The 19,926-nt window shown below is 48.6% G+C and carries 20 protein-coding genes and 1 pseudogene; 14 read left to right on the top strand and 7 right to left on the bottom strand.

Annotation, left to right across the window (positions count from 1 at the left end; translation table 11 throughout):
• Positions 1 to 92 precede the first annotated feature (92 nt).
• Positions 93 to 2,891, bottom strand: coding sequence for a sensor histidine kinase (locus tag PP769_RS09850; RefSeq protein ID WP_312646967.1), 2,799 nt, complete (start codon positions 2,889 to 2,891; stop codon positions 93 to 95).
• A gap of 529 nt (positions 2,892 to 3,420) precedes the next feature.
• Positions 3,421 to 3,609 carry a hypothetical protein gene (locus tag PP769_RS09845; protein WP_312646966.1) on the bottom strand — a complete coding sequence of 63 codons (189 nt, stop codon included), beginning with the start codon at positions 3,607 to 3,609 and terminating at the stop codon, positions 3,421 to 3,423.
• A gap of 264 nt (positions 3,610 to 3,873) precedes the next feature.
• Here PP769_RS09845 and PP769_RS09840 point away from each other — a divergent pair, with 264 nt between their 5' ends.
• From PP769_RS09840 to PP769_RS09800, 9 genes and pseudogenes are all read left to right on the top strand, one after another.
• A complete protein-coding gene (locus PP769_RS09840; RefSeq protein WP_312646964.1) occupies positions 3,874 to 4,128 on the top strand; it encodes a hypothetical protein in 255 nt (84 codons plus the stop codon).
• Between the two features lie 614 nt (positions 4,129 to 4,742).
• Positions 4,743 to 5,180 carry a c-type cytochrome gene (locus PP769_RS09835; RefSeq protein WP_312646962.1) on the top strand — a complete coding sequence of 146 codons (438 nt, stop codon included), beginning with the start codon at positions 4,743 to 4,745 and terminating at the stop codon, positions 5,178 to 5,180.
• Between the two features lie 72 nt (positions 5,181 to 5,252).
• A complete protein-coding gene (locus PP769_RS09830; RefSeq protein WP_312646960.1) occupies positions 5,253 to 5,654 on the top strand; it encodes a c-type cytochrome in 402 nt (133 codons plus the stop codon).
• A 64-nt stretch (positions 5,655 to 5,718) separates the two neighbouring features.
• Positions 5,719 to 5,922, top strand: a complete 204-nt coding sequence (locus tag PP769_RS09825; protein WP_312646959.1) for a dodecin family protein — start codon at positions 5,719 to 5,721, stop codon at positions 5,920 to 5,922.
• Between the two features lie 186 nt (positions 5,923 to 6,108).
• Positions 6,109 to 6,543 carry an archease gene (locus PP769_RS09820; protein ID WP_312646958.1) on the top strand — a complete coding sequence of 145 codons (435 nt, stop codon included), beginning with the start codon at positions 6,109 to 6,111 and terminating at the stop codon, positions 6,541 to 6,543.
• An 85-nt stretch (positions 6,544 to 6,628) separates the two neighbouring features.
• Positions 6,629 to 8,060: pseudogene (locus PP769_RS09815) on the top strand (RtcB family protein).
• Positions 8,061 to 8,146: 86 nt separating this feature from the next.
• Positions 8,147 to 8,530, top strand: coding sequence for a hypothetical protein (locus PP769_RS09810; protein WP_312646956.1), 384 nt, complete (start codon positions 8,147 to 8,149; stop codon positions 8,528 to 8,530).
• A gap of 52 nt (positions 8,531 to 8,582) precedes the next feature.
• Complete coding sequence (gene ppsA / locus PP769_RS09805; protein ID WP_312646955.1) at positions 8,583 to 11,018, top strand: phosphoenolpyruvate synthase; 2,436 nt, start codon at positions 8,583 to 8,585, stop codon at positions 11,016 to 11,018.
• 245 nt (positions 11,019 to 11,263) lie between these two features.
• The gene (locus PP769_RS09800) at positions 11,264 to 11,482 is read left to right on the top strand and encodes a hypothetical protein (RefSeq protein ID WP_312646954.1); all 219 of its coding nucleotides are present in this window, start codon (positions 11,264 to 11,266) and stop codon (positions 11,480 to 11,482) included.
• A 217-nt stretch (positions 11,483 to 11,699) separates the two neighbouring features.
• On the opposite strand, the gene PP769_RS09795 is transcribed toward PP769_RS09800, so the two are convergent.
• Entirely contained in the window at positions 11,700 to 12,077 is a 378-nt protein-coding gene (locus tag PP769_RS09795) for a c-type cytochrome (protein ID WP_312646953.1), read from the bottom strand.
• A gap of 307 nt (positions 12,078 to 12,384) precedes the next feature.
• Here PP769_RS09795 and PP769_RS09790 point away from each other — a divergent pair, with 307 nt between their 5' ends.
• On the top strand, positions 12,385 to 12,543 hold the full coding sequence (locus PP769_RS09790; RefSeq protein ID WP_312646952.1) for a hypothetical protein: 159 nt from the start codon (positions 12,385 to 12,387) through the stop codon (positions 12,541 to 12,543).
• 290 nt (positions 12,544 to 12,833) lie between these two features.
• Positions 12,834 to 13,307 (top strand): serine protease family protein, encoded by a 474-nt coding sequence (locus PP769_RS09785; RefSeq protein WP_312646950.1) that lies wholly within the window; start codon positions 12,834 to 12,836, stop codon positions 13,305 to 13,307.
• Between the two features lie 425 nt (positions 13,308 to 13,732).
• Here PP769_RS09785 and PP769_RS09780 read toward each other — a convergent pair whose 3' ends face one another.
• Positions 13,733 to 14,176, bottom strand: coding sequence for a winged helix-turn-helix transcriptional regulator (locus PP769_RS09780; RefSeq protein ID WP_312646949.1), 444 nt, complete (start codon positions 14,174 to 14,176; stop codon positions 13,733 to 13,735).
• 76 nt (positions 14,177 to 14,252) lie between these two features.
• Between PP769_RS09780 and PP769_RS19755 the strand changes: the two genes are divergently transcribed.
• A complete protein-coding gene (locus tag PP769_RS19755) occupies positions 14,253 to 14,492 on the top strand; it encodes an LIM domain-containing protein (RefSeq protein WP_376753408.1) in 240 nt (79 codons plus the stop codon).
• A gap of 189 nt (positions 14,493 to 14,681) precedes the next feature.
• Positions 14,682 to 16,334, top strand: coding sequence for an RNA polymerase sigma factor RpoD/SigA (locus PP769_RS09775; protein ID WP_312646948.1), 1,653 nt, complete (start codon positions 14,682 to 14,684; stop codon positions 16,332 to 16,334).
• Between the two features lie 349 nt (positions 16,335 to 16,683).
• On the opposite strand, the gene PP769_RS09770 is transcribed toward PP769_RS09775, so the two are convergent.
• The 3 genes from PP769_RS09770 to PP769_RS09760 form a co-directional block, all read right to left on the bottom strand.
• The gene (locus tag PP769_RS09770) at positions 16,684 to 17,103 is read right to left on the bottom strand and encodes a hypothetical protein (RefSeq protein WP_312646947.1); all 420 of its coding nucleotides are present in this window, start codon (positions 17,101 to 17,103) and stop codon (positions 16,684 to 16,686) included.
• A 304-nt stretch (positions 17,104 to 17,407) separates the two neighbouring features.
• Complete coding sequence (locus PP769_RS09765) at positions 17,408 to 17,791, bottom strand: DUF4168 domain-containing protein (RefSeq protein ID WP_312646946.1); 384 nt, start codon at positions 17,789 to 17,791, stop codon at positions 17,408 to 17,410.
• Between the two features lie 119 nt (positions 17,792 to 17,910).
• A complete protein-coding gene (locus tag PP769_RS09760; RefSeq protein ID WP_312646945.1) occupies positions 17,911 to 18,048 on the bottom strand; it encodes a hypothetical protein in 138 nt (45 codons plus the stop codon).
• Positions 18,049 to 18,827: 779 nt separating this feature from the next.
• Between PP769_RS09760 and PP769_RS09755 the strand changes: the two genes are divergently transcribed.
• Positions 18,828 to 19,907, top strand: coding sequence for a glycosyltransferase family 4 protein (locus tag PP769_RS09755; RefSeq protein WP_312646943.1), 1,080 nt, complete (start codon positions 18,828 to 18,830; stop codon positions 19,905 to 19,907).
• Positions 19,908 to 19,926: the final 19 nt, after the last annotated feature.

The raw sequence follows: 19,926 nt of genomic DNA, 5'->3' as shown, positions 1-19,926 counted from the left end.
TCACGATGACAGAGATGTTCATGCCCCACAGTTTGTAGCGGGCATCCTTCCTGATTTCTGTCTCCCCATTGTTGCCCATAACTCCTAAGGTCTCACGACTGAGCGTTTACAGCAATTGACACCTTCACAGTTGTTCCATAGCCAGGCTGACTCTCCACGAACAGGGTTCCACCCACCAGACGAACCCGCTCTCTCATGCTGACAAATCCCAACCCTCGAGAAAGAACCCCGTCCACCTCGAATCCTTTTCCATTGTCGTGAATTGAGAGAATAATGTCCGGTCCTTCATTCCGTAAAACGAGATGGACTGCCGAAGCCTGAGCATGTCTTACCACATTCCGCAGGCTCTCTTGTGCCACACGGTACAGACATGTGCCCACCGCTTGTGAAATTCTTCCTGCTCTATCAGCCAATTCACACGTGACCGAGATCCCTTCCCACTTCTCAAAGTCTTCGCACAACGAGCGAAGAGCCGAGCCCAAGCCAAGGTCATCCAGGATCGACGGATGATACTGGTAGGCCAAACGCCGGATATCATCGGACAGATCCCCGACATTGGCATAGAGCTCGTGAAGCATTTGCGTGACAGGGTGCATGTCCGGAAGATCATTTTGGGCGGATTGCAATTTTAAACTCATCAGCGCAAGCCGTTGATTGACATCATCGTGCAGATCACGGGATATACGCCGGCGCTCTTCTTCCTGTGCAGTCAGGAGTTGGGCAGCCAGTGAGCGAAGCTCCTGCTGTTGAATTTCCAGGCGTTGAGAGGCTTCCTGAAGAATGGTTTCCGCTTGTTTTCTTTGGGTAATATCCGTGGCAATTCCACAGAGCGCATAGGGTTTTCCTTTGGGAGTCGTCAACAAAAATTTAAACACATGTTCGGTGTGTATTCCATCCGAACGATCCGATTTTTCATCGGATTCATGAGCCTGCCGGGTCTGAAGAATGGTTTGGTCAATTTCCCAAAACCGCGAAGCCCGTTCGGAAGGAAAAATTTGCGTATCAGTTTTGCCCAATATCTGCTTCTCGGACAGACCCGCATTCCTTTCGAATTGCCGATTGACCTTCAAATACCGACCCTCAAGATCTTTGAGCCATATGGAGACCGGACTGTGATCAAGAATGGCCTGAAGCTGCTCTTTGCTCTGTTGAAGCAGCTGCTCAGTCTGCCTGCGCCTGGTGATATCGGTGCCGGTCACAATAAAATATTCCACATCGCCGTTTTTTTTGTAGCTGGCGGTCGTGTTCCACTGGATCCAACAAAGGTGGCGCGCCTTATCCAGAATGGCCGATTCAAAGGTGCAAGGAAACCGGCCTGTTTTGTAAGACTCCAGCACCTCTGTGGCTCCTTCGTTGTCTTCTTCGGAAGGAGTCAGGAGATTCCAGAATGGCTGTCCCTTCAAGTCTTGAAACGCGTGCCTGACCGTCTGCTCACAGGCCCGATTCACGCGAAGAATTCTCCATTGGGGGTCCAGAATGATTACCAGGGCTCCTGTCGTATTTAACACATTGGCAATGAACCGCTGTTCGTTTTTTAACGCTCTCTGCGCGTTCCGTTGTCCCGTGAGGTTAATCCCTGTCACGATCACAAAGTCCACCCTACCCTGGTCGTCCCTAAGCACCGCATAAGACCACGCAATCCAGCGCCGAATATTATCCTTCGTGACCCAATAATTTTCCTGAAAAGTCGGGGCCTGGCCTTGGAGAATGGCCTGAAAATATTCCTTCACTTCCTCCACTCCCAATTTGGGCAGTTGGAGTATATCCCAAATGAGCTTATGGCGAACGTCTTCAAATGAATACCCCGTCAGCCTTTCACAGGCGCGATTAAACCGGATGATCTGCCCGTGGCGATTCATAACAACCATCAAAGCACCGGCAATATCCAAAATGGCCGTAATAAATTGCTGGTCTTTTTTCAGCATCTCCTGAGCGTGTCGACGCTCAGTGACGTCCCGTAGCACCACGGTAAAGAGCTTCTTGCCTTGTTCTTTAGCCTGCACTTGTGAAATGGTCGCTTCGATAGGAAATTCCTCTCCGCTGGTCCGAACTCCGAAAATCTCCCTTGCCCCACCCATCTGACGAAAGGGCTTCGGGTTTCGGCCAAATTGTTGAAAATGTTCCTGATGGGCGGCACGAAACCGCTTCGGAATAAACCGGTCTATCGATTGCTTAAGGGCGCTTGAGGCAGGACAACCAAACATGTCTTCCGCGGCTTTATTAAACAGGACAATTCGTTGACTTTCATCAATGGTCACGATGGCATCCATAACTCCGTCCATCACGACCGCCATCAAGGCCCTTTGCTCATCCTGCGCACTTTCGACTTGCTCCTGTATCGTGACATCCTCGACCGCGATTCGAAACACTCTTGTCTTACTTGAAGGTTCCCTGTTCTCCAGACAGCCTTCAAATCGGACCCGACGAAAATTGTTGGCATGCTGCAGAGTGAGAAGATCGGAACGGTGCATGCCCGGGGTCTGCCTCAGAAAATCCAAATACCGTTGGAACGCCCGTTGATCATCCGGGATGACATATTGTTCAAACTTCGTATTGAGGATATCCAGGCGTGACACACCCACCAAATGGCAAAAAGTCAAATTGGCCTCTAATATTCGGCTATGGCCATCATCAAGGGTCACGTATCCCACCGGTGAAAAATCATACACGGCGGCATACCGCTTGCCTGTGACCTCAAGCTCTCGTTGGGTCTGACGCAACTCTTCGTTTTGCATCTCCAATTCGATTTGATGGGCCTGAAGTTCATACACGAGGTGCTGTACCTCCTCCAGCGTCATCTTTTTTACCTGCTCGCGTGTGACCAACAGCCCTGTCTCAGGATTTTGACGTAAAGGATGACTCCCGGGAGCTGGTTTGTTTTTTGGATTCATGCCTTTTCTTCTCACTTTGCGGAATGGCGGAAAACACGGTTTGCTTTGCCTGCCTCACCTCATGCCCGAAGTTTTTTTATCGAATATCCATCTCCCTCAATCTTCGTCATGCCCATACCACCAGGTAACCAGTTATGACACGATCACTTTTTAAAGATTTTGCCGATTGGGACAATGATTGCAATCACGGTCAAATCCATTGGTGATGCTCCGGCCCCTTTAAATGGTAAAAGGAATAATGGGTGAGGTTTCCCATCCATCAATTTAAGCTTATTTCAGATTTTGGTAAACCCATTTCTATCTCAATCCAACGGGGGGAAAAGCTTTCTGAAGTCCGGGAAATTTAAATGAATCCATGTTGATCTTGAATGGGGATGGAATCTGGGGACGCGATCGTGAGGATTTGGATTGCTTCGTAAAAAGACGCCGAGGGGAGACCATTTGGGGAAAAGCAATTTTCCTCTTTGGTTTTTCAGGAAGTCTTTGGGATTGCAATTGCTTTTTTCCAGTGGCCAGGGAAGCTTTCCCCCTAGAGATAATTCTGAAACAACTCGCGAAGTGTCCAATCATAGGCATTTTGATTCAAAAGGTACAGCCATTTTTTGTCTCTGGCCTTCAATGACACACCCTGCGACGCCTGGGATCGGGCATGCATCTTCCCCGGTTTGCGATTTGGGTTCCCGCTCACCACACCACGGGTATAAAAGAGACACGACATGTCATAACCGTCATGAAGACTGAGGAATGGTTCTCTTACCAGATCAATTTTTCCTATTTCCTAGGCCCTGGTTTTAGCCATAGTGTGTTTGAGTTAATCTGTTCTCTTTGATTCCTTCACCTCTGGGAGCATTCTCAGATTTGCCATTCTATTTTTCACAGGGAGACCTCATGAACATTCCAGTGGGCAACGGGTTAGATGTCATGCACCACCACGAGCCGTAATACCCTCCCAAAAGATCGCCTCAGTATTTTGGATGAGGGTATGGGGGACGATGCAAACAGTGCATTCATCAGCTTTACCAACCCGTGCCTCCTTTGTGCCTTGGCGGGCGGGGATGAATTTGTTGCGGGCTGTGTGGGGGCCACTGAGATGCGTGCGCCATTTTTGCCCCCCACTCGCCCTGATCGGCATGATCCCTTACAGGCACGCGGTATTGCCAGGAATACCCTCCATACTCCCTCTTTGATAGCCTGTCACGGTCATATATTTTTTCGTGTGCCGAAAGGATCCCGGTGAGGAAGACTGGGACCACCGGCTCGAAAGCTCTGGGGAAAGATGCCACAGTGCGCTGGGCGTTCCACTAATATTTACTTCTATCCCCGACCTTTTCTCCGCCGTGCCATGCCAGGTTAACTGTTTTTCCAGTTCAATTTTTCTTTGCTGGTTATGTAGGGTTTCGCCTTATTCTCAATGGGATTGGCACCCTTTCCCCTCCTTATTCTCTCGCCATTCCTTTCATCCTGAATCCATATTTAGGATTTGGCATAAGGTTTGATAGTTCCTCCTTGTTATCGGATCCATGTTCTCCCTCGCTCACAATTTGAGACGGCATGGCTCAAGAGAGGGATCAACATTTTCATTGCTTTAGGAACATACCTTTGAGAAAAAATTGATACCGGGAGGCGACATTATGGAATGTTCCCGCTGCCATGGGTTCATGGTCATTGAAACCTGTCTGAATATGGAAAATATTTATAAAACTGTTTGGATTTATGAATGGCGATGCTTGAACTGCGGGGAAATCTTTGATTTACCAACCCGATCCAATCGCAAAATTTGTCAATACAAATCTTCCCCCAAACATGCTCAAGAGGTGGCCTAAATGATTTCATCACCCCAAAGAATGCACTATGAAATATTTGTTTAGCCTTCTCCTGCGGAATGGGAGCCTCGCCTTGCTGATCCTAGGAATAGGAATGAATTCGGGATGGGCTCAGGAACAGGATGTTATAGCCGGAGGGAGGCAGCTCTTTCAAAAATTCTGCGTAACCTGTCATGGAACCCAGGCCAAGGGGGACGGCCCTCTTTCTGAATCTTTGAAGCCCAAGCCAGCAAATCTGACCAGGTTATCAGCCAACCATGGTGGGACATTCCCCTTTTGGCACGCGTACCGTACGATCGATGGGCGCGATCACATTCCAAGTCATGGCACCCGCGATATGCCGGTGTTTGGAATATGGTTTCGGATACCGGATGATGAAGTCTCGATTGAAACGGAGTGGGCGGACCAAGTGCGAGGGCGAATCTGGCAACTGCTGTCGTACCTGGAATCTATACAGGAGCCATGAATATGAGGTGAAAGTTATGACACTTCGATGGCACGTATCCACACTCTACCGATAAGCGAGCAGGAGGACACCATGCATCAACCACACAAATACCTTTGGTTTCTCAGTTTCATCTTCCTCATGGCCTGGCCCATTCTGGCGTTCAGTCAGGAAGTTCCAGGCAACCCTCAGAATGGGAAAATCCTGTTTGAAAAGCACTGCGCAAATTGTCACGGAGAAAAAGGGGCCGGCGATGGGCCGGACACCCAATTCCTGTTGGTACAGCCCGCGAATTTTCACTCGTTGGAATCACGATCAAAAACCGATTGGGAATTAATGAATGTGATTACCTATGGAGCCGTCTTTTCTCCCATGCATGGATGGTCAGGGCGCCTGACGGAAGATGAGCGCTGGGATGTCTTGCGATATATCAGATTCCTTGCTCCTTTTAATCCCATCGCCAAACTTCGTCCTTCAACAGAGAGGCACGGATAACAGCTCAACACCTGTCTCCAGGTCAGTGGAATATCATTCATTTTACTATTAAGGAGGTTCAGCCATGTCGGACATGTTAAAAGTGATCGAAGTGTTAGCAGAATCAGAAAAGAGTTGGGAGGATGCGGCTTCATACGCCGTGACCAAAGCCGCCAAAAGCGTGCATGGTATTAAATCGATTTATATCAAGGATATGGAAGCCAAAGTGGAAAATAACAAGATCACCAAGTATCGCATTAACGCCAACATATCCTTCCTTCTGGATTAGACAGAAATTAATGGCGGATGGCTTCCCGTTCCTTGTCATTCTCACCTATTCGGCAAGCCTGCCCTGAGCGCAGTCCAAGGCCCTCAGGGCAAGGTTCACCGAAGGATGTCGCTGAGCTATGGTAGCGTTAACCTGGGCACAGGTCCTTTGCTTGAAACTCAGGCTGACAATCGGATAATGATACACATGGACGGCGCTGAGCCTTCAGGAAAGTGGGAGCATTTTCCCCATGAGGCGGATATGGGGATTCGTGGCTTTGGAATCACCAAGCCCCAGGCCTTCGAGCAGGCAGCATTAGCGCTGACGGCTGTCGTTACAGATCCCCAACAGGTAAATCCTCAGGTGGAGCGCCACTTCACCTGCAACGCGCCGGATGATGACCTATTACTTGTTGATTGGCTGAATGCCCTCATCTATGAAATGGCATGCGGTCACATGGTATTCGGCCGGTTTGACGTCACGATCACGGATCATCACCTCAAAGCCATTGCGCGAGGGGAACCGGTCGATCGTATCAAACATGAACCAGCCGTAGAAGTAAAAGGGGCGACCTATACCGAGTTATCTGTCCGGAAGATTGAGGGAAATGGCTGGGTTGCCCAATGTGTCGTCGATGTCTAATCCCGTGGTTTGAACGTACCATGTTTGCTGAGCCGACTCTGTCAAGATACCCATTGCTGCACCATTTTTTCTTCCGACCAACGATATGGACCTGAATCTCCTCACCCCTGTCTCTGCGTATGAGTGGCACATTCCTCAGAGGGGAAGAATGCGCGTGCCGGGAATTATTTACGCGGATGAGTCACTCATTCGCGATATGGATCTGAAGGTTTATGAACAGGTCGTCAATGTGGCCACACTCCCGGGAATTGTCCAAGCCTCGTTTGCGATGCCCGATGCCCACTGGGGTTACGGGTTTCCCATAGGCGGAGTCGCCGCCTTCGACCCTCAACAGGGCGGGGTGGTGTCTGCCGGCGGTGTTGGGTTTGATATTTCCTGCGGCGTACGGGCCCTCTATACGGGTTTACGTGCGGACGATATCACGCCCGTGAAAGAAAAACTGGCGGACCTCTTATTTGCACAAGTACCCGCGGGCGTGGGAAGTACTGGTCGATTCCATCTGAAACCCAAGGAAATGGATGACATGCTCGCCGGCGGTGCCCAATGGGCGGTCCAACAAGGCTATGGGACAGAGAAAGATTTATCGCGCATTGAAGAACAGGGCTGCATGCCCGGGGCAAAACCCGCATGCGTATCTGATCACGCCAAGAAGCGCCAGCAGGACGAAATGGGGACGTTAGGATCAGGGAATCATTATTTGGAAATTCAGGAGGTCGTGGAAACCTACCACGATCCCTTGGCGGAAAAACTCGGTATCCATACCGGGGATATCCTGGTCAGCATTCATTGCGGATCTCGAGGACTTGGACATCAAATCGGTACCGAATACCTTAAGAAAATGGTGGTGGCGGCAAGCCAGTATGGCATTACCCTGCCGGACCGCGAATTGGCCTGTGCCCCGATAAACTCCCCCCTGGGGCAGGAATATCTTGGAGCGATGCGGGCGGCGATGAATTGCGCCTTAGCCAACCGGGAAATCGTCACCCACTTAGTGCGTCAAGCTTTCTCAGAGATCTTTTCTCAGACGATCCTACCACTGCTCTACGATGTGTCACACAACACCTGCAAAATGGAGGAGCATCAGATCGGCGGCCGGAGTCGGCGCATCTTTGTCCATCGGAAAGGTGCCACCCGTGCATTTGGTCCGGGACATGCGGCCATCCCTGCTGACCTCCAGTCCTTCGGTCAACCGGTCCTTATCGGTGGAACCATGGGAACAGCCTCTTATCTTCTTGTCGGAACGAAAGAGGGCATGGGTCTGGCCTATGGGTCCGCCTGTCATGGAGCAGGACGCAGTATGAGTCGGCATCAAGCCACCCGCCAATGGAAAGGTCAGAGGGTGATTCAAGAATTAGGGGCTCAGGGAATCCTGATCAGAAGTCCATCCGCGCGAGGGGTCGCCGAAGAAGCTCCGGGTGCCTATAAAAACGTCACCGACGTGGTCGATGCGGCTGAAAAGGCGCATTTGGCCCGTAAAGTAGCGAAAATGCGCCCCGTTAATCTGTATTAAGGGATAAGGACTCGAACATATCAAACGACTAAACCCAGGAGGCCACAATCGCATCGTTCATCAATACAAGCATCAAGACAAGGGGAAATGGTTATGGATCACGCTCAACGGGAACAGAGTCTTCTCAAAGTCTTGGAAGCCTTCACGAAAGGGTTGACCTCCTTAAAGGAGGCGATTGCCCTCGTCCATTCCGCGAACGATCAACTGCTGCCAGGCGAAGCACGAAAATCCATTCAAAAAAAGATTGAAGAAGCGGAAAGGATGATCCAAGTTGGTCATGCGGCCATGGGACAATCCCTTGGTTTTCAACTCTGTCACTGCACATGGCCCCCTCAGGTGATGGCCAGCAGCCATTATTCGAACGAAACAAAGGTTGAACAATTCACCTGTCCCAATTGCGGGAAAAGACTTTCGCTTTCCGGTCGGCAGGCACCGCGTACCGCCATGACCGCCTTCGACCCTTACGATGTGTATTAAAATGCACTCCCGTTTTACTGGTTTTTAAACATAAAGAAGGAACGCTGTTGGTATGAAAACTCATGCCTCAACATCTGAATCCTACATCCTCTGGTTTGAAGAAATTGGCTTGCAGGATATCAGTCGAGTGGGAGGCAAAAATGCCTCTCTTGGCGAAATGTACCGGGAGCTCACTCCCCAGGGGGTCAAGATTCCCAACGGTTTCGCCATCACGGCTGAGGCCTATCGCTATGTGCTGCGTGAGGCCGGACTCGACACCAAAATCCAACAGATCCTGGGCGACCTGGATACCGGGGATATGTCCAACCTCCGTCAAAGAGGGCGACAAATCCGACAAGCGATTATTGGTGCCACCCTTCCTCCGGAACTGGAACAGGCCATAGAGGAAGCCTATGACCGACTGAGTGCCCAGTCGAAGGATGGAGCCGACGTGGCCGTACGAAGCAGTGCGACAGCGGAGGATTTACCGGATGCCAGTTTTGCCGGACAACAGGAAACCTATCTCAATGTGCAGGGCCATCAGGCGCTCCTTGAAACGTGCAAGCGATGCTTTGCGTCGTTGTTCACCGACCGGGCCATTTCCTATCGAGTCGATAAAGATTTCGACCATCTCCAAATCGCGCTGTCTATCGGAGTGCAACAAATGGTGCGTTCCGATCTGGCCTCAGCGGGTGTGCTCTTCACAATTGATACGGAAACGGGATTCCCTGATGTCGTTCTGATCAACGCCTCCTACGGGCTGGGGGAAAATGTCGTGCAAGGCGCCGTTAATCCTGATGAGTATTATGTCTTTAAGCCCACCCTCAAGCAGGGGTTTCAGCCGATTCTTCATAAAATTGCGGGAAGCAAGGAATTCAAACTGATTTATGATATTGGGGGGAGCAAGATGGTCAAAAACGTGCCGGTCTCCCCTGATGACCGAAACCGTTTTTCTATGAACGATGAGGAAATTCTGACGTTGGCCCGATGGGGCTGCCTCATTGAAGACCATTACAGCGCAAAGAAAGGCCGAGCCTGCCCCATGGACATCGAATGGGCCAAGGACGGACAGACGGGTGAGCTGTTTATTGTTCAAGCCCGGCCCGAAACGGTTCAGTCCAGAAAAGATCCCGATGTGATGGAAACCTATCACCTGACCAAGCGGGGGGAGGTTCTCATTCAAGGCCGGAGCATAGGAGAGAAAATCGGTCAGGGCCCGGTTCGGGTCATCACCCATGCCCAGAACCTTCAGGACTTTCGAAAAGGAGACGTGCTGGTTACGGACAAAACCGATCCGGACTGGGAACCGATCATGAAAAAAGCGTCGGCCATCGTGACCAATCGAGGAGGACGAACCTGCCATGCGGCCATCGTCAGTCGGGAGCTTGGTCTTCCGGCTATCGTCGGGGCAGAGCGGGCGACCGACGCTCTCAAGAACGGGCAATCGGTGACGGTCTCCTGTGCGGAAGGTGACACCGGTTTCGTCTATGAAGGCCGGCTCCCGTTTGATATCGAACGGGTTACTCTGAAAAATTTGGGACACCCCCGCACCAAAGTCATGATGAATATTGGAAATCCTGAGGAAGCCTTCTCCCTTTCCGGTATCCCCAATGACGGAGTCGGGCTAGCCCGCGAAGAATTTATTATCAGCACCTTCATTAAAATCCATCCCTTGGCATTATTGGAGTATGGCCAAATTAAGGATGCCGGCGTGAAAGCTGAGATTGATCGTCTCACCACTGCCTATCCTGACAAAAGGCAATACTTCATCGACAAACTTGCCCAAGGTGTAGGCATGATCGGGGCAGCCTTCTACCCCAAAGATGTCATTGTCCGCATGAGCGACTTCAAGTCGAACGAATACGCGGATTTAATTGGCGGCAGGGCTTATGAACCGACAGAAGAGAATCCCATGCTCGGATTTCGTGGCGCGTCCCGCTACTACGATCCCCGCTACAGGGACGGCTTTGCTCTGGAATGTCGGGCCATGAAAAAAGTCAGGGGGGAGATGGGGCTCACGAACGTGAAACTCATGATTCCATTTTGCCGGACCGTTGAGGAAGGCAAAAGGGTTCTCGAGGAGATGGCCAAGCACGGACTGAAACGTGGCGACAAGGGACTGGAAGTCTATGTAATGTGCGAAATTCCGAGTAACGTTATTCTGGCGGAAGAATTTGCCGAGATCTTCGATGGGTTTTCCATCGGCTCAAATGATTTGACACAGTTGGTGCTGGGCGTAGACCGGGATTCAGAAATCGTGGCCCATGTCTTTGATGAGCGCAACCCCGCCGTCAAAACGTTCATCGCCCACGTCATAAAAGCCGCAAAGGCTAAAGGGCGAAAGATCGGCATCTGCGGCCAGGCTCCCAGTGACTATCCCGAGTTTGCACAGTTCCTCGTGGAGCAAAGCATCGACAGCATCTCCCTGAACCCCGATGCTATCCTCAAAACAACGGTCAAAATTCTGGAAATGGAACAGACTTTAGATAAAAATTCTGTAAGCACGTGAGGCCTTGGCCTTTACTATGAACCCTAAATACCCGACGGGAATTCGCTTCATCGATTTCACTCGCTCATCCGTGGGCTCGGCCTAATACCTGGAGCGGTTCGTGGGTCCCGGTTTTCAGACTTCCGGCATCATCATTCGATTATCCTAAGACGCCTCCTTCGAAATGGTTGCCCAAGAACGGGGCTATAGACGCCATGTCAAAGAGGGGGCTTCACTACTAATTTTGGCATTCTTCATCATGCCTTTTGTGCGGTCGAAATCGGAAAACGTTCAAACCGGAAGAACTCTCAATCCGTGAGCATCATCGGTTTGAAGGCATCAGTGATCCCGATGATGAGTCGGTGGTGTATGCCGTTGAAACGCATGACCGTCTGCGAGGAACTATCGTCGATGCCTATGGCATTTATGCCAATTCCGAACTCGATGCGTTTTTGGAAAAGGTCAACATGCAAGAAGAACGGTGAATGCTGCGGTCGGAATACGTGCCATCTTGCTTGTCCCTTCGACATTCAAGAGCGCAATGATAGAATTTAAATGCCCCCTGGAGGTGTTCACATGGAAACTATGATCGACCAATTCGTATCCGCATTCAATCTGACATCAGGCCTTGAGGGAGCAGTACTCACTTTCATCGTATACCCATCCTTTTAAAACGTGATAATACCCTCAGTGCTTTTTTTCTTAAGATGGGTCCCTGGCGCAACCGTTTTGGCATGTCTCGCGAAGCTGATACGCCACGATATCCCATATTTGCTCGTCTGAAAGCAGATACGTAAAAGGCATATGAGATGTCCCTGGCACGGCGGATTTAATAATGGAAAAAAGTTCTTGCCCGGTAAGGGGACGGCGCAAAGCGGTCTGACCATGACGATAAACGCACCTGGCAGGCCCCACATATAAGCTTTTACCCTGTTGGATGCGTTCTAATGAGGGAGTCGAGGGGTTCGGTCTGTTAATTTCCTGAGCAGTTGTGGTGTGGAAGGGTTCAACGATGGAAAAATTCACCACCAACACAAAAACCAGCGTTCCCCAAAATCTGTTTTGACCCATCCTACGCATTGTGATCAACCATCCTCCCCTCGAAGGATCAACGGATGTATCTGATCGATCCGCCAAATTTTTAAACTAACCTACCCGTTCTTAGGCCACTGGTCCAGAGACTCTATGGTCGAATCTCCCGGTTCGGAAGGAGGAAATCCAGTTGACAGTTAAAGGACTTTCAGGTGAATTCATAGGTTACTTTATAGTGCCTACTTTACTTTAGTAACTAGTTACTTATCTTAACCATAAGCAAGACCAAGGCAAAAATGGTTATAATTTTAATGAAGGTGACAAAATGGGAGAATGTCAACGCTGCAGAGGATTCATGGTGAGAGACAGTATCTTTAACGTGGACGGACAATTTTTAGAAATTGAAATGGGGAGATGCCTCAATTGCGGTCATGTCATCGATCTCACTCTTCTGAAAACCCGTCAAGGGGAAAAGAGTAACGTGACAGCTAAACAGGAAGAAGTGTTTGTCTAAACACCTCATTCTAATCATTTCGAGTTGGTCTCATAAAAAAGAAAAAGGGAATTGCCAATGGCGGAGATTTTTGGAGAACTGGGCTTTCAGTACCTACTAATGGGCATGATTCTGGCCGGTTTCTATTGCCAAGAGTGCTTGGCCGCCAGGATGATCCCTTTATTCAGGGACAGATTCCGGTGAGTTGTGTGTCTAAACACAGCGCCCTGCATGAATTCGACGAAGAAGGAAAACTTAATTACTTGGGTAAATCCATTGATGCAGGAGTCTGTACAGCTAAGAGGGAGGTAATGATGAACATGATTCGTCCGATTATCCAACACAGGGTCCACCAGGTTGCTCGCGTAATTGCGAGCATGATCTTGGCTTTCTCGTTGGGAACGCCCTCTTTACTTCTTGCCGAACCGGCTGTTCAGGCTATGACCAAGGAAAAGGCCATAAAGCTGGGAGAAGATTTCGGCATCATCGTGGGAGAAGTGGACGAAGAAATTCGGGATTTTCTGGGTCTAGAACGTGCCAAAGGCGTGGTAGTCTTTGAGGTAATCGGGGGAAAACCTGCGGCTCTTGCAGGCATAAAACCCCGGGCTCTCATTAAGGAAATCAATTCTGTCGAGGTGACCACTCTGGAGGATTTCGGCCTGGCTCTTCAGAATGCGTTGCCCACAGAAAATTTTTCCGTGGCAACCTATGAACCGTCTGACCCCGACAACCAGGGTATCAGCGGCGGAATTAACTTTCACTTTGTCCGGGTTGAAAAAAGCTAAACCGGCTACCGTCCCTTCCCGAAATCGGGAGCGGCCTTCACACTTCAAAAACCGAAGTTGGCGGGATTTTTAAAACAAGAGAACCACGTTCCTATTCAGATTCACTCATTTCTCTCCCTTTCGACTTAAAGGGGTGTAGTCCTTTTCCCCCCGGAAAACTCCTCAGTTCAGGAAATTTTTCAGCGAAAGCTGTTCGGGTCTGGCTCGCCATACATGGATGCTCTCCATTTGCGGTCGCTTTCCATTCCACCACATTCAAAGTCCGACGACAATATAACATCCATTCCAGAAAGTGATTGGGTGAGGAGGATGACTCGGCCGATGTCTTTCAAACTGATTTAAAGAAGAGTTGTCTCATGTTTCCAGGGATAATTCCTATGTCCTGTTGAATGCCAAGACCAACCAATCTTTGGCGAAAACCATGTTCACCTAATTTTACCGTTCAGTTTTTCCTTTTTGGAGGGAGGAATCCTGGAATATTGAACTACCGTCTTTCTTCTTTTTGTGTCTTTTACCTGAATGTTGGTGTTTGCCGTCTTTTTGGTCTCAAGATTCTGCCATCGGCCGGCCAATGTATTAATTTGATCAAGAATCGTGGTGAGTTCACGGCCTTCTGTCGTGAGCCCATAGGTCACCTGTGGAGGAATGGTCGGAGCTTGGTGACGAAAGATAATTTCGGCCTTCTCCAAGGCTCGCAATCGTTCCGTCAACATTTTTGATGAAATACCCGGCATTTGGCGCTTGAGCTGGCCAAAACGGGTATCCCCATTGTTATGCAGGCGGCAGAGGATGTAAATCGTCCACGGCCCGGCAAGCACACGAAGAAGGGAATCCAACGGGCATCCGAAGGAACTGGGAGGCAATTTCATGGTTACTTTATGGTACCTACTTTACTTTTGTAACTAGTTACTTATCATAACTATCGTGGGGTTAAGGTGCAAGTGGATGCTTCCAAAAGGAGTAAATAATTTCATGACAACTGAGATGATGAAATGCCAACGGTGTAAAGGCTTATTAGTGCGAGATAGCATTTATAATCTCGACGGGCAGTTTTACCATCTAGAAGTACTGAGGTGCCTCAATTGTGGAGAAACGGTAGATACGACCATTCTCAAAGCCCGTGGAATGAAAAATGAACAGAGTAATAAAAAGGAACTCCAATTTTCCTCAGGGCACGTCAATTGAAAAAAAATGTTAGACGGGATCCCATTGTGGAACACACACTAAATCCAAACTAAAAAAAGACCAAAATAAAGGGCATTTCGGATATGGGCGTGAGGAATGAGTGGAATGACCAGTGCGACGGTTTGCATCATGTGCCAAGAACGTTTCGGCTGCAAGTGATTATTGCGCGCAAGAGAAAGCGAGGCCACCATGGCATCAAATGAATTATTACAGCAACCCTTGCAACGCTCGGGAAAGAATAGACGGGTCTTGAAAAATTACTCCCTCCCACAGGATGGCCTGATGTATTCATCTGGTGCTTCTCTGGAATCATCAACCTCCCTTCAACCTTTTCGCTCCTCTTTTGAGGAAAGGGGTCGGAAGACCGGCAATAAGATGCCAGACTCCTATCCTGACGAATTCATGGAACCTCCCCGTCAACATCATGAGGACGCCGTCACCACCGACATGACGATCCCCCTCTTTTTAAAAGACATTGGTCGAGTCCCGCTGTTAACACGAAATGCAGAGTTCCAGCTTGCTCAACAGATCAAAGAGGGGACCAATAACCTGGTCGCAACTCTTTTCAGTTTACCCGTCACCCTCGTTCGTCTCCTTGCACTTCGGGATCAGTTGCAGACAGGAGACCTCCGTGTCAGTAATCTCGTCATCATGAGCGCTGCAGCCGGTTCCGAAGACGAAACTCCTGCATCCGGAAACCGGCCCGAGGCAGGACATAATTTCGACAAGACTCTCAAGCATCTGGATGCCATCGCTCGTTTAGCCAAACCATTTTTGTCCCATTTTGCGCAACGTCTGGGCATGCCTGGGTCCGCACCAGATACTTTTTGTACTTCTTCCTCCTTAAAAAAACCCATTCAACAACTGATCAAAAGAATAGATGCCTTGAACTTGCGCCCTGACGTACAGGAAACCCTGATTCAGGAAATTCACCAGATTAAAGAAGAAATTCTCACCCACCAACAGTTTTTGGAAACCAGCCGCCGCAAACAACCCGGGGATGACTCCAGAAAAGCTCTGGCACGTATTCGGGAAATCGAGGAGTCCCTTATCTTGATGCCGCACCTGGAATATTTGCAATCCTGTAGAATGCTTGAACAGACCGTCGCCCAGGTTCATCAGGCAAAAGCCAAAATGGTTGAAGCCAATCTGCGATTAGTCGTGAGTGTGGCCAAGCACTACACGAACCGCGGGTTGCATTTTTTGGATTTAATCCAAGAGGGCAACATTGGGTTGATGAGAGCGGTCGATAAATTTGATTATGCACGTGGCTATAAGTTTAGCACCTATGCGACATGGTGGATTCGACAGGGCATCACCAGAGCCATTGCCGAAAAAGGGAATACGATTCGAAGGCCCGTACATATCTATGAGATTACCCAAAAAATCAAGAAGACCTCACAGCATCTTACTCAACGATTAAGACGGACGCCGACTCTTCAAGAACTGGCGGAAACCATCGGGCTACCTGTTGCAAAAGTACAAGGAATCTTGGAGGGCTCCTATGACCCCGTTTCTCTGGACTCCCCGTTGGATGAGCAGGGTGAGGGGACGTTCGGGGATATTCTTGAGGATCACGAAGCGCCTTCACCTTTAAAGATTTCGGAGGAATTCAGCTCGAAGGCCGCCATCTCCCGCCTCCTGAAAGCCTTGAACCCACGTGAGGAACGCATTCTTCGCATGCGGTTTGGCATCGGGTACGACGAAGAGTCCACATTGGAAGAAATCGGACAAACCTTAGGGGTTACTCGGGAACGGATCAGACAGATCGAAACCAACGCCTTAAAAAAATTGCGCGACCCGGTTGTTCGACAACAATTGGAGAGCTTACGAAACAATTGAGCGTATTGATTTCGTTTCAAAGCCCAATCAATTCCCTTTGTCGGCGGTAGAGAAAAAAACATATTGGCTATTCCGTAAAAACGGGAAAACGAGATCCCGCTTCCCTCTTACGTTTTCTTGAACATCAATCGGGCGGGCCTCATTTTCTTAGGCCTCTCCCGCCAGGTGACAAGCTCTCATGTCTGTTCCGTCGATAGGATTGGATGCTTTGAATATCCTTCGAGCCACAATCCCTCCATGTATTAAATTTTCTCTTGAACCACCCTAACCCCGGCAACACTTTCTAATAGCCGGAGAAAAATTTAAAAAATTTGCAATGCTTTTCGGGAGGGTGATTTCTAATTTTTCTTTAGATCCTTAACCCTTCCCTAACAGAATACCCTGCATTCAAAGATACCACTTTCTCTTTCGAGGGAAAATCGAATGCCCCATTTACTGAAACCTTTTCTCCAACAGTGTTCTCTGCAACAAATTGAAAGGTGCCTTTAATCCTACTTGCCTCTGGAGATATGCGGTCAGGAGCAAAGTTATCCAAAGTAATTGTTCCCTCCGTGTTCGTTTGGTAAGGAATGGATTGGCCTTGTTCTACGGCTTCTACCTGTACATCAAAATTATGTCCCACCCTGAGAGGATCGGGCGTCATCAAGTTATAGTGGCCAGGCCGGGCTCCATCTGGTATCCGAAATATAATGACTAATTCTCGCCCTTCCATGGTATCTGTGGGTAGATTGTTAAAGAGCATATAGTAACCTGGACGATTTCCGGTCACAGGATCCCGTTCCTTCGGCGGTAGGTATGTCACAATTCCATTTCCCGATATTTCGGCATGAACAGCCCCGTCTACATTTGCCATGAATCCGGAATGTTCACTCTTGGAGTCGAAATGACTTTTATCGGTGGATGAATCGGAACACCCCACAACGAGTCCTATCGTGAAAATGAAACTAAGTATGGTCAGCTTAAAATGCGTTATAATCATTCTTTATTTCCTCCAGGCCTTCCCGATCATGCCGCTCTTCTGCAGACCTCATATTTTTGCATGATCGAGGAATTGACCGATAAATTACTTATGTTCACTGAGCTCGTTGCAGTGCGATCATAAATTCCTCTTGAAGTTCAGGCTCACTTTGGATCGTGTGAAAAATGAAATTATAGTCTTCGACAGAAAGCCCATGATTGGTGACAGCCTGAGTCATTTTTTGATTTGCTTCCTCCTGTAACACGTCAGCTTGATCCGGCTCGGATTGAATAATCCGTTGTGCATATGTGCTACTCAGCTCAGACACCTCTTTGTAAGCTCCGGCAAAAGGCTCAAGATTTTTTCGAACCATTTCCTCAGGGGCAGATTGGGAAAAACCATCAGCGGCAGGTAGAACAGCCGCCGGCATCATTAAACAGGCGCCGACGAAACACACCATAATTCTCAAATTGGTTAAACCGGATTGTTGGAATTTCATAGTCTCCTCCTTCTGAATTAAATAATGAAAATCTTAATTTTACATGCCGTTTTATTCATACTTTTCATATCGTTCAATCAATCCTACTGACCTATTTTTCTACGCCCAATCGGCTCCGGTTAAGGCCCGAATAAGATCATTCCGAGACAGGGAGCCAATGACTCGTCCCCCGATTGAGCATGATAAATCGACATATGAGTTGGTACGATATCTCCAACCGTTGAATACCCTGTTGCCGACATTCCCGCTATAGTCATCACTCCCTCCTTTCTCTCTATTTAAGGTTTGCTAACTACTGTTAATTTACTTCAAAGCAAAAGGTGGGCCCAAAACACACTCCTCCAGACCCATTTAAATTATTTCTTATTTTTCATAGGATTGCGAAAGATCCGGCGTGACGGCATCCTCTTCAGGAAATATTGGAAAGGAACTAGTTGAAGTAAAAACTACAGCAACCCGAGTAATTCCTACAAATCTGAAGGCTGAAACAAAAATCATGTATAGATTATGGCCATCATTGATTATTGCATCAATGTATCCTTCCCCTGCTACTCACAAAATTCTAATTCGCAGTCCGGATTGGGACGATGAAAGACGACTTTATTATGTCCCTCTTTTCTCATTAACTTCTTAATAATATTTTCCATCTTGTCTGTTCTGAATATCCTGTTTGTATAGGAATTTATTCTCTGCCTTTATTCCGTCTCAACGCTTCCTGGCACGCATCATTATAAAAACAACTCATTTTCTCAATTGGCGAGAATCTTTTCGTTCCAATTTCACAAATTATGTTTCATCTCATTCGTGTAACCCTTACACCCTCTTTGGTAGTTTTTACATTTTTCATTTTGATCTGATTGCACTTTTCTTTGGATTTCATTTCATTCCAAAAAAAAATGGCCACACAATCAATCACTTATCTGGGCCTTTATTTAGGAATTTTCCGGGCATCAGGTTTGCTGTATGACAAATACAACATAAAAAATTTCCCCCGGAAAATTTTCTTACCCTGTCTTTTCCTAGAAAGGAGTTTCCAATGAGAATCGCCCAACTGGCTCCCTTGGCTGAAAGTGTTCCACCCAAACAATATGGTGGAACCGAACGGATTGTTTCATATTTAACCGAAGAACTTGTTCGTCAGGGGCATGAAGTCACCCTGTTTGCTTCCGGTGATTCTCAGACCAGCGCTCATCTCAAATCAATGTGTCGGGAGGGCCTCCGAAAAACTAATGGGGTTTCCAATCCTCAGGCTCCGTTCACTATGATGTTGGAAAAAACATTCTCCTCTGCAACCCAATTTGACCTCTTCCATTCTCATTTGGATTTTCTAGCCTTTCCCTTAGCTCGGCGTTGTGGAACTCCGGTCCTCACCACCCTTCATGGCCGCCTTGACCTCCCCGAATTGAAACCGATATTTGCAGAATTTTTAGATTGCCCGCTTATTTCTATTTCGAATGCTCAACGGAATCCCCTACCCTGGGCGAATTGGCAACAAACCATCCACCATGGTTTACCCGAAGACCTGTATAGCTTCCATCCTCAGTCAGGGTCTTACCTTATCTTTGTTGGTCGATTAACACCCGAGAAACGACCCGATCATGCCATTGAAATTGCCAAGCGTGTGGGCATGCCTTTAAAAATAGCCGCGAAAGTCGATCCGGTTGACCAGGAATATTTTCGTGCCGTCATTCACCCGCTTTTATCGGATCCCTTGGTGGAGTATGTGGGTGAAGTCACGGATGGCGAAAAAAATGACCTCATCGGCAATGCCTATGCGTTGGTGGCACCTTTTGATTGGCCGGAACCTTTCGGCTTGGTCTTTATCGAAGCCTTGGCTTGCGGCACACCGGTTCTAGCCTATCGGCGAGGTTCCGTCCCCGAAATCATCGATGACGGGCATACTGGATTCATCTGTGACACCCTGGAAGACATGGTCAAAGCCGTCCCCTGCATTTCCTCCCTTGACCGTCAGCCTTGCCGACTGGCCTTTGAACGACGGTTTACCGTTAAACGAATGGTTCAAGATTACATAAGGGCCTATGAAAACCTGTTGAACTTACCGGAGGAGACATACCAACCTTCATTTACCAGTCGTGAAACAGTAATGAATTTTTAGCTCGTAACTTTGGCCGGGA

Source organism: Candidatus Nitrospira allomarina, assembly GCF_032050975.1.
GTDB classification, from domain to species: Bacteria; Nitrospirota; Nitrospiria; order Nitrospirales; family UBA8639; genus Nitrospira_E; species Nitrospira_E allomarina.
This window is presented reverse-complemented; position numbering and strand designations above follow the sequence as displayed.

Coding starts and splice junctions, on each gene's coding strand:
- PP769_RS09850 (WP_312646967.1), bottom strand. CDS start 2,891: ATGAATCCAAAAAACAAACCAGCTCCCGGGAGTCATCCTTTACGTCAA.
- PP769_RS09845 (WP_312646966.1), bottom strand. CDS start 3,609: ATGTCGTGTCTCTTTTATACCCGTGGTGTGGTGAGCGGGAACCCAAAT.
- PP769_RS09840 (WP_312646964.1), top strand. CDS start 3,874: ATGGGGGACGATGCAAACAGTGCATTCATCAGCTTTACCAACCCGTGC.
- PP769_RS09835 (WP_312646962.1), top strand. CDS start 4,743: ATGAAATATTTGTTTAGCCTTCTCCTGCGGAATGGGAGCCTCGCCTTG.
- PP769_RS09830 (WP_312646960.1), top strand. CDS start 5,253: ATGCATCAACCACACAAATACCTTTGGTTTCTCAGTTTCATCTTCCTC.
- PP769_RS09825 (WP_312646959.1), top strand. CDS start 5,719: ATGTCGGACATGTTAAAAGTGATCGAAGTGTTAGCAGAATCAGAAAAG.
- PP769_RS09820 (WP_312646958.1), top strand. CDS start 6,109: ATGGACGGCGCTGAGCCTTCAGGAAAGTGGGAGCATTTTCCCCATGAG.
- PP769_RS09810 (WP_312646956.1), top strand. CDS start 8,147: ATGGATCACGCTCAACGGGAACAGAGTCTTCTCAAAGTCTTGGAAGCC.
- ppsA (WP_312646955.1), top strand. CDS start 8,583: ATGAAAACTCATGCCTCAACATCTGAATCCTACATCCTCTGGTTTGAA.
- PP769_RS09795 (WP_312646953.1), bottom strand. CDS start 12,077: ATGCGTAGGATGGGTCAAAACAGATTTTGGGGAACGCTGGTTTTTGTG.
- PP769_RS09790 (WP_312646952.1), top strand. CDS start 12,385: ATGGTGAGAGACAGTATCTTTAACGTGGACGGACAATTTTTAGAAATT.
- PP769_RS09785 (WP_312646950.1), top strand. CDS start 12,834: ATGATGAACATGATTCGTCCGATTATCCAACACAGGGTCCACCAGGTT.
- PP769_RS09780 (WP_312646949.1), bottom strand. CDS start 14,176: ATGAAATTGCCTCCCAGTTCCTTCGGATGCCCGTTGGATTCCCTTCTT.
- PP769_RS19755 (WP_376753408.1), top strand. CDS start 14,253: ATGCTTCCAAAAGGAGTAAATAATTTCATGACAACTGAGATGATGAAA.
- PP769_RS09775 (WP_312646948.1), top strand. CDS start 14,682: ATGGCATCAAATGAATTATTACAGCAACCCTTGCAACGCTCGGGAAAG.
- PP769_RS09765 (WP_312646946.1), bottom strand. CDS start 17,791: ATGAAATTCCAACAATCCGGTTTAACCAATTTGAGAATTATGGTGTGT.
- PP769_RS09760 (WP_312646945.1), bottom strand. CDS start 18,048: ATGACTATAGCGGGAATGTCGGCAACAGGGTATTCAACGGTTGGAGAT.
- PP769_RS09755 (WP_312646943.1), top strand. CDS start 18,828: ATGAGAATCGCCCAACTGGCTCCCTTGGCTGAAAGTGTTCCACCCAAA.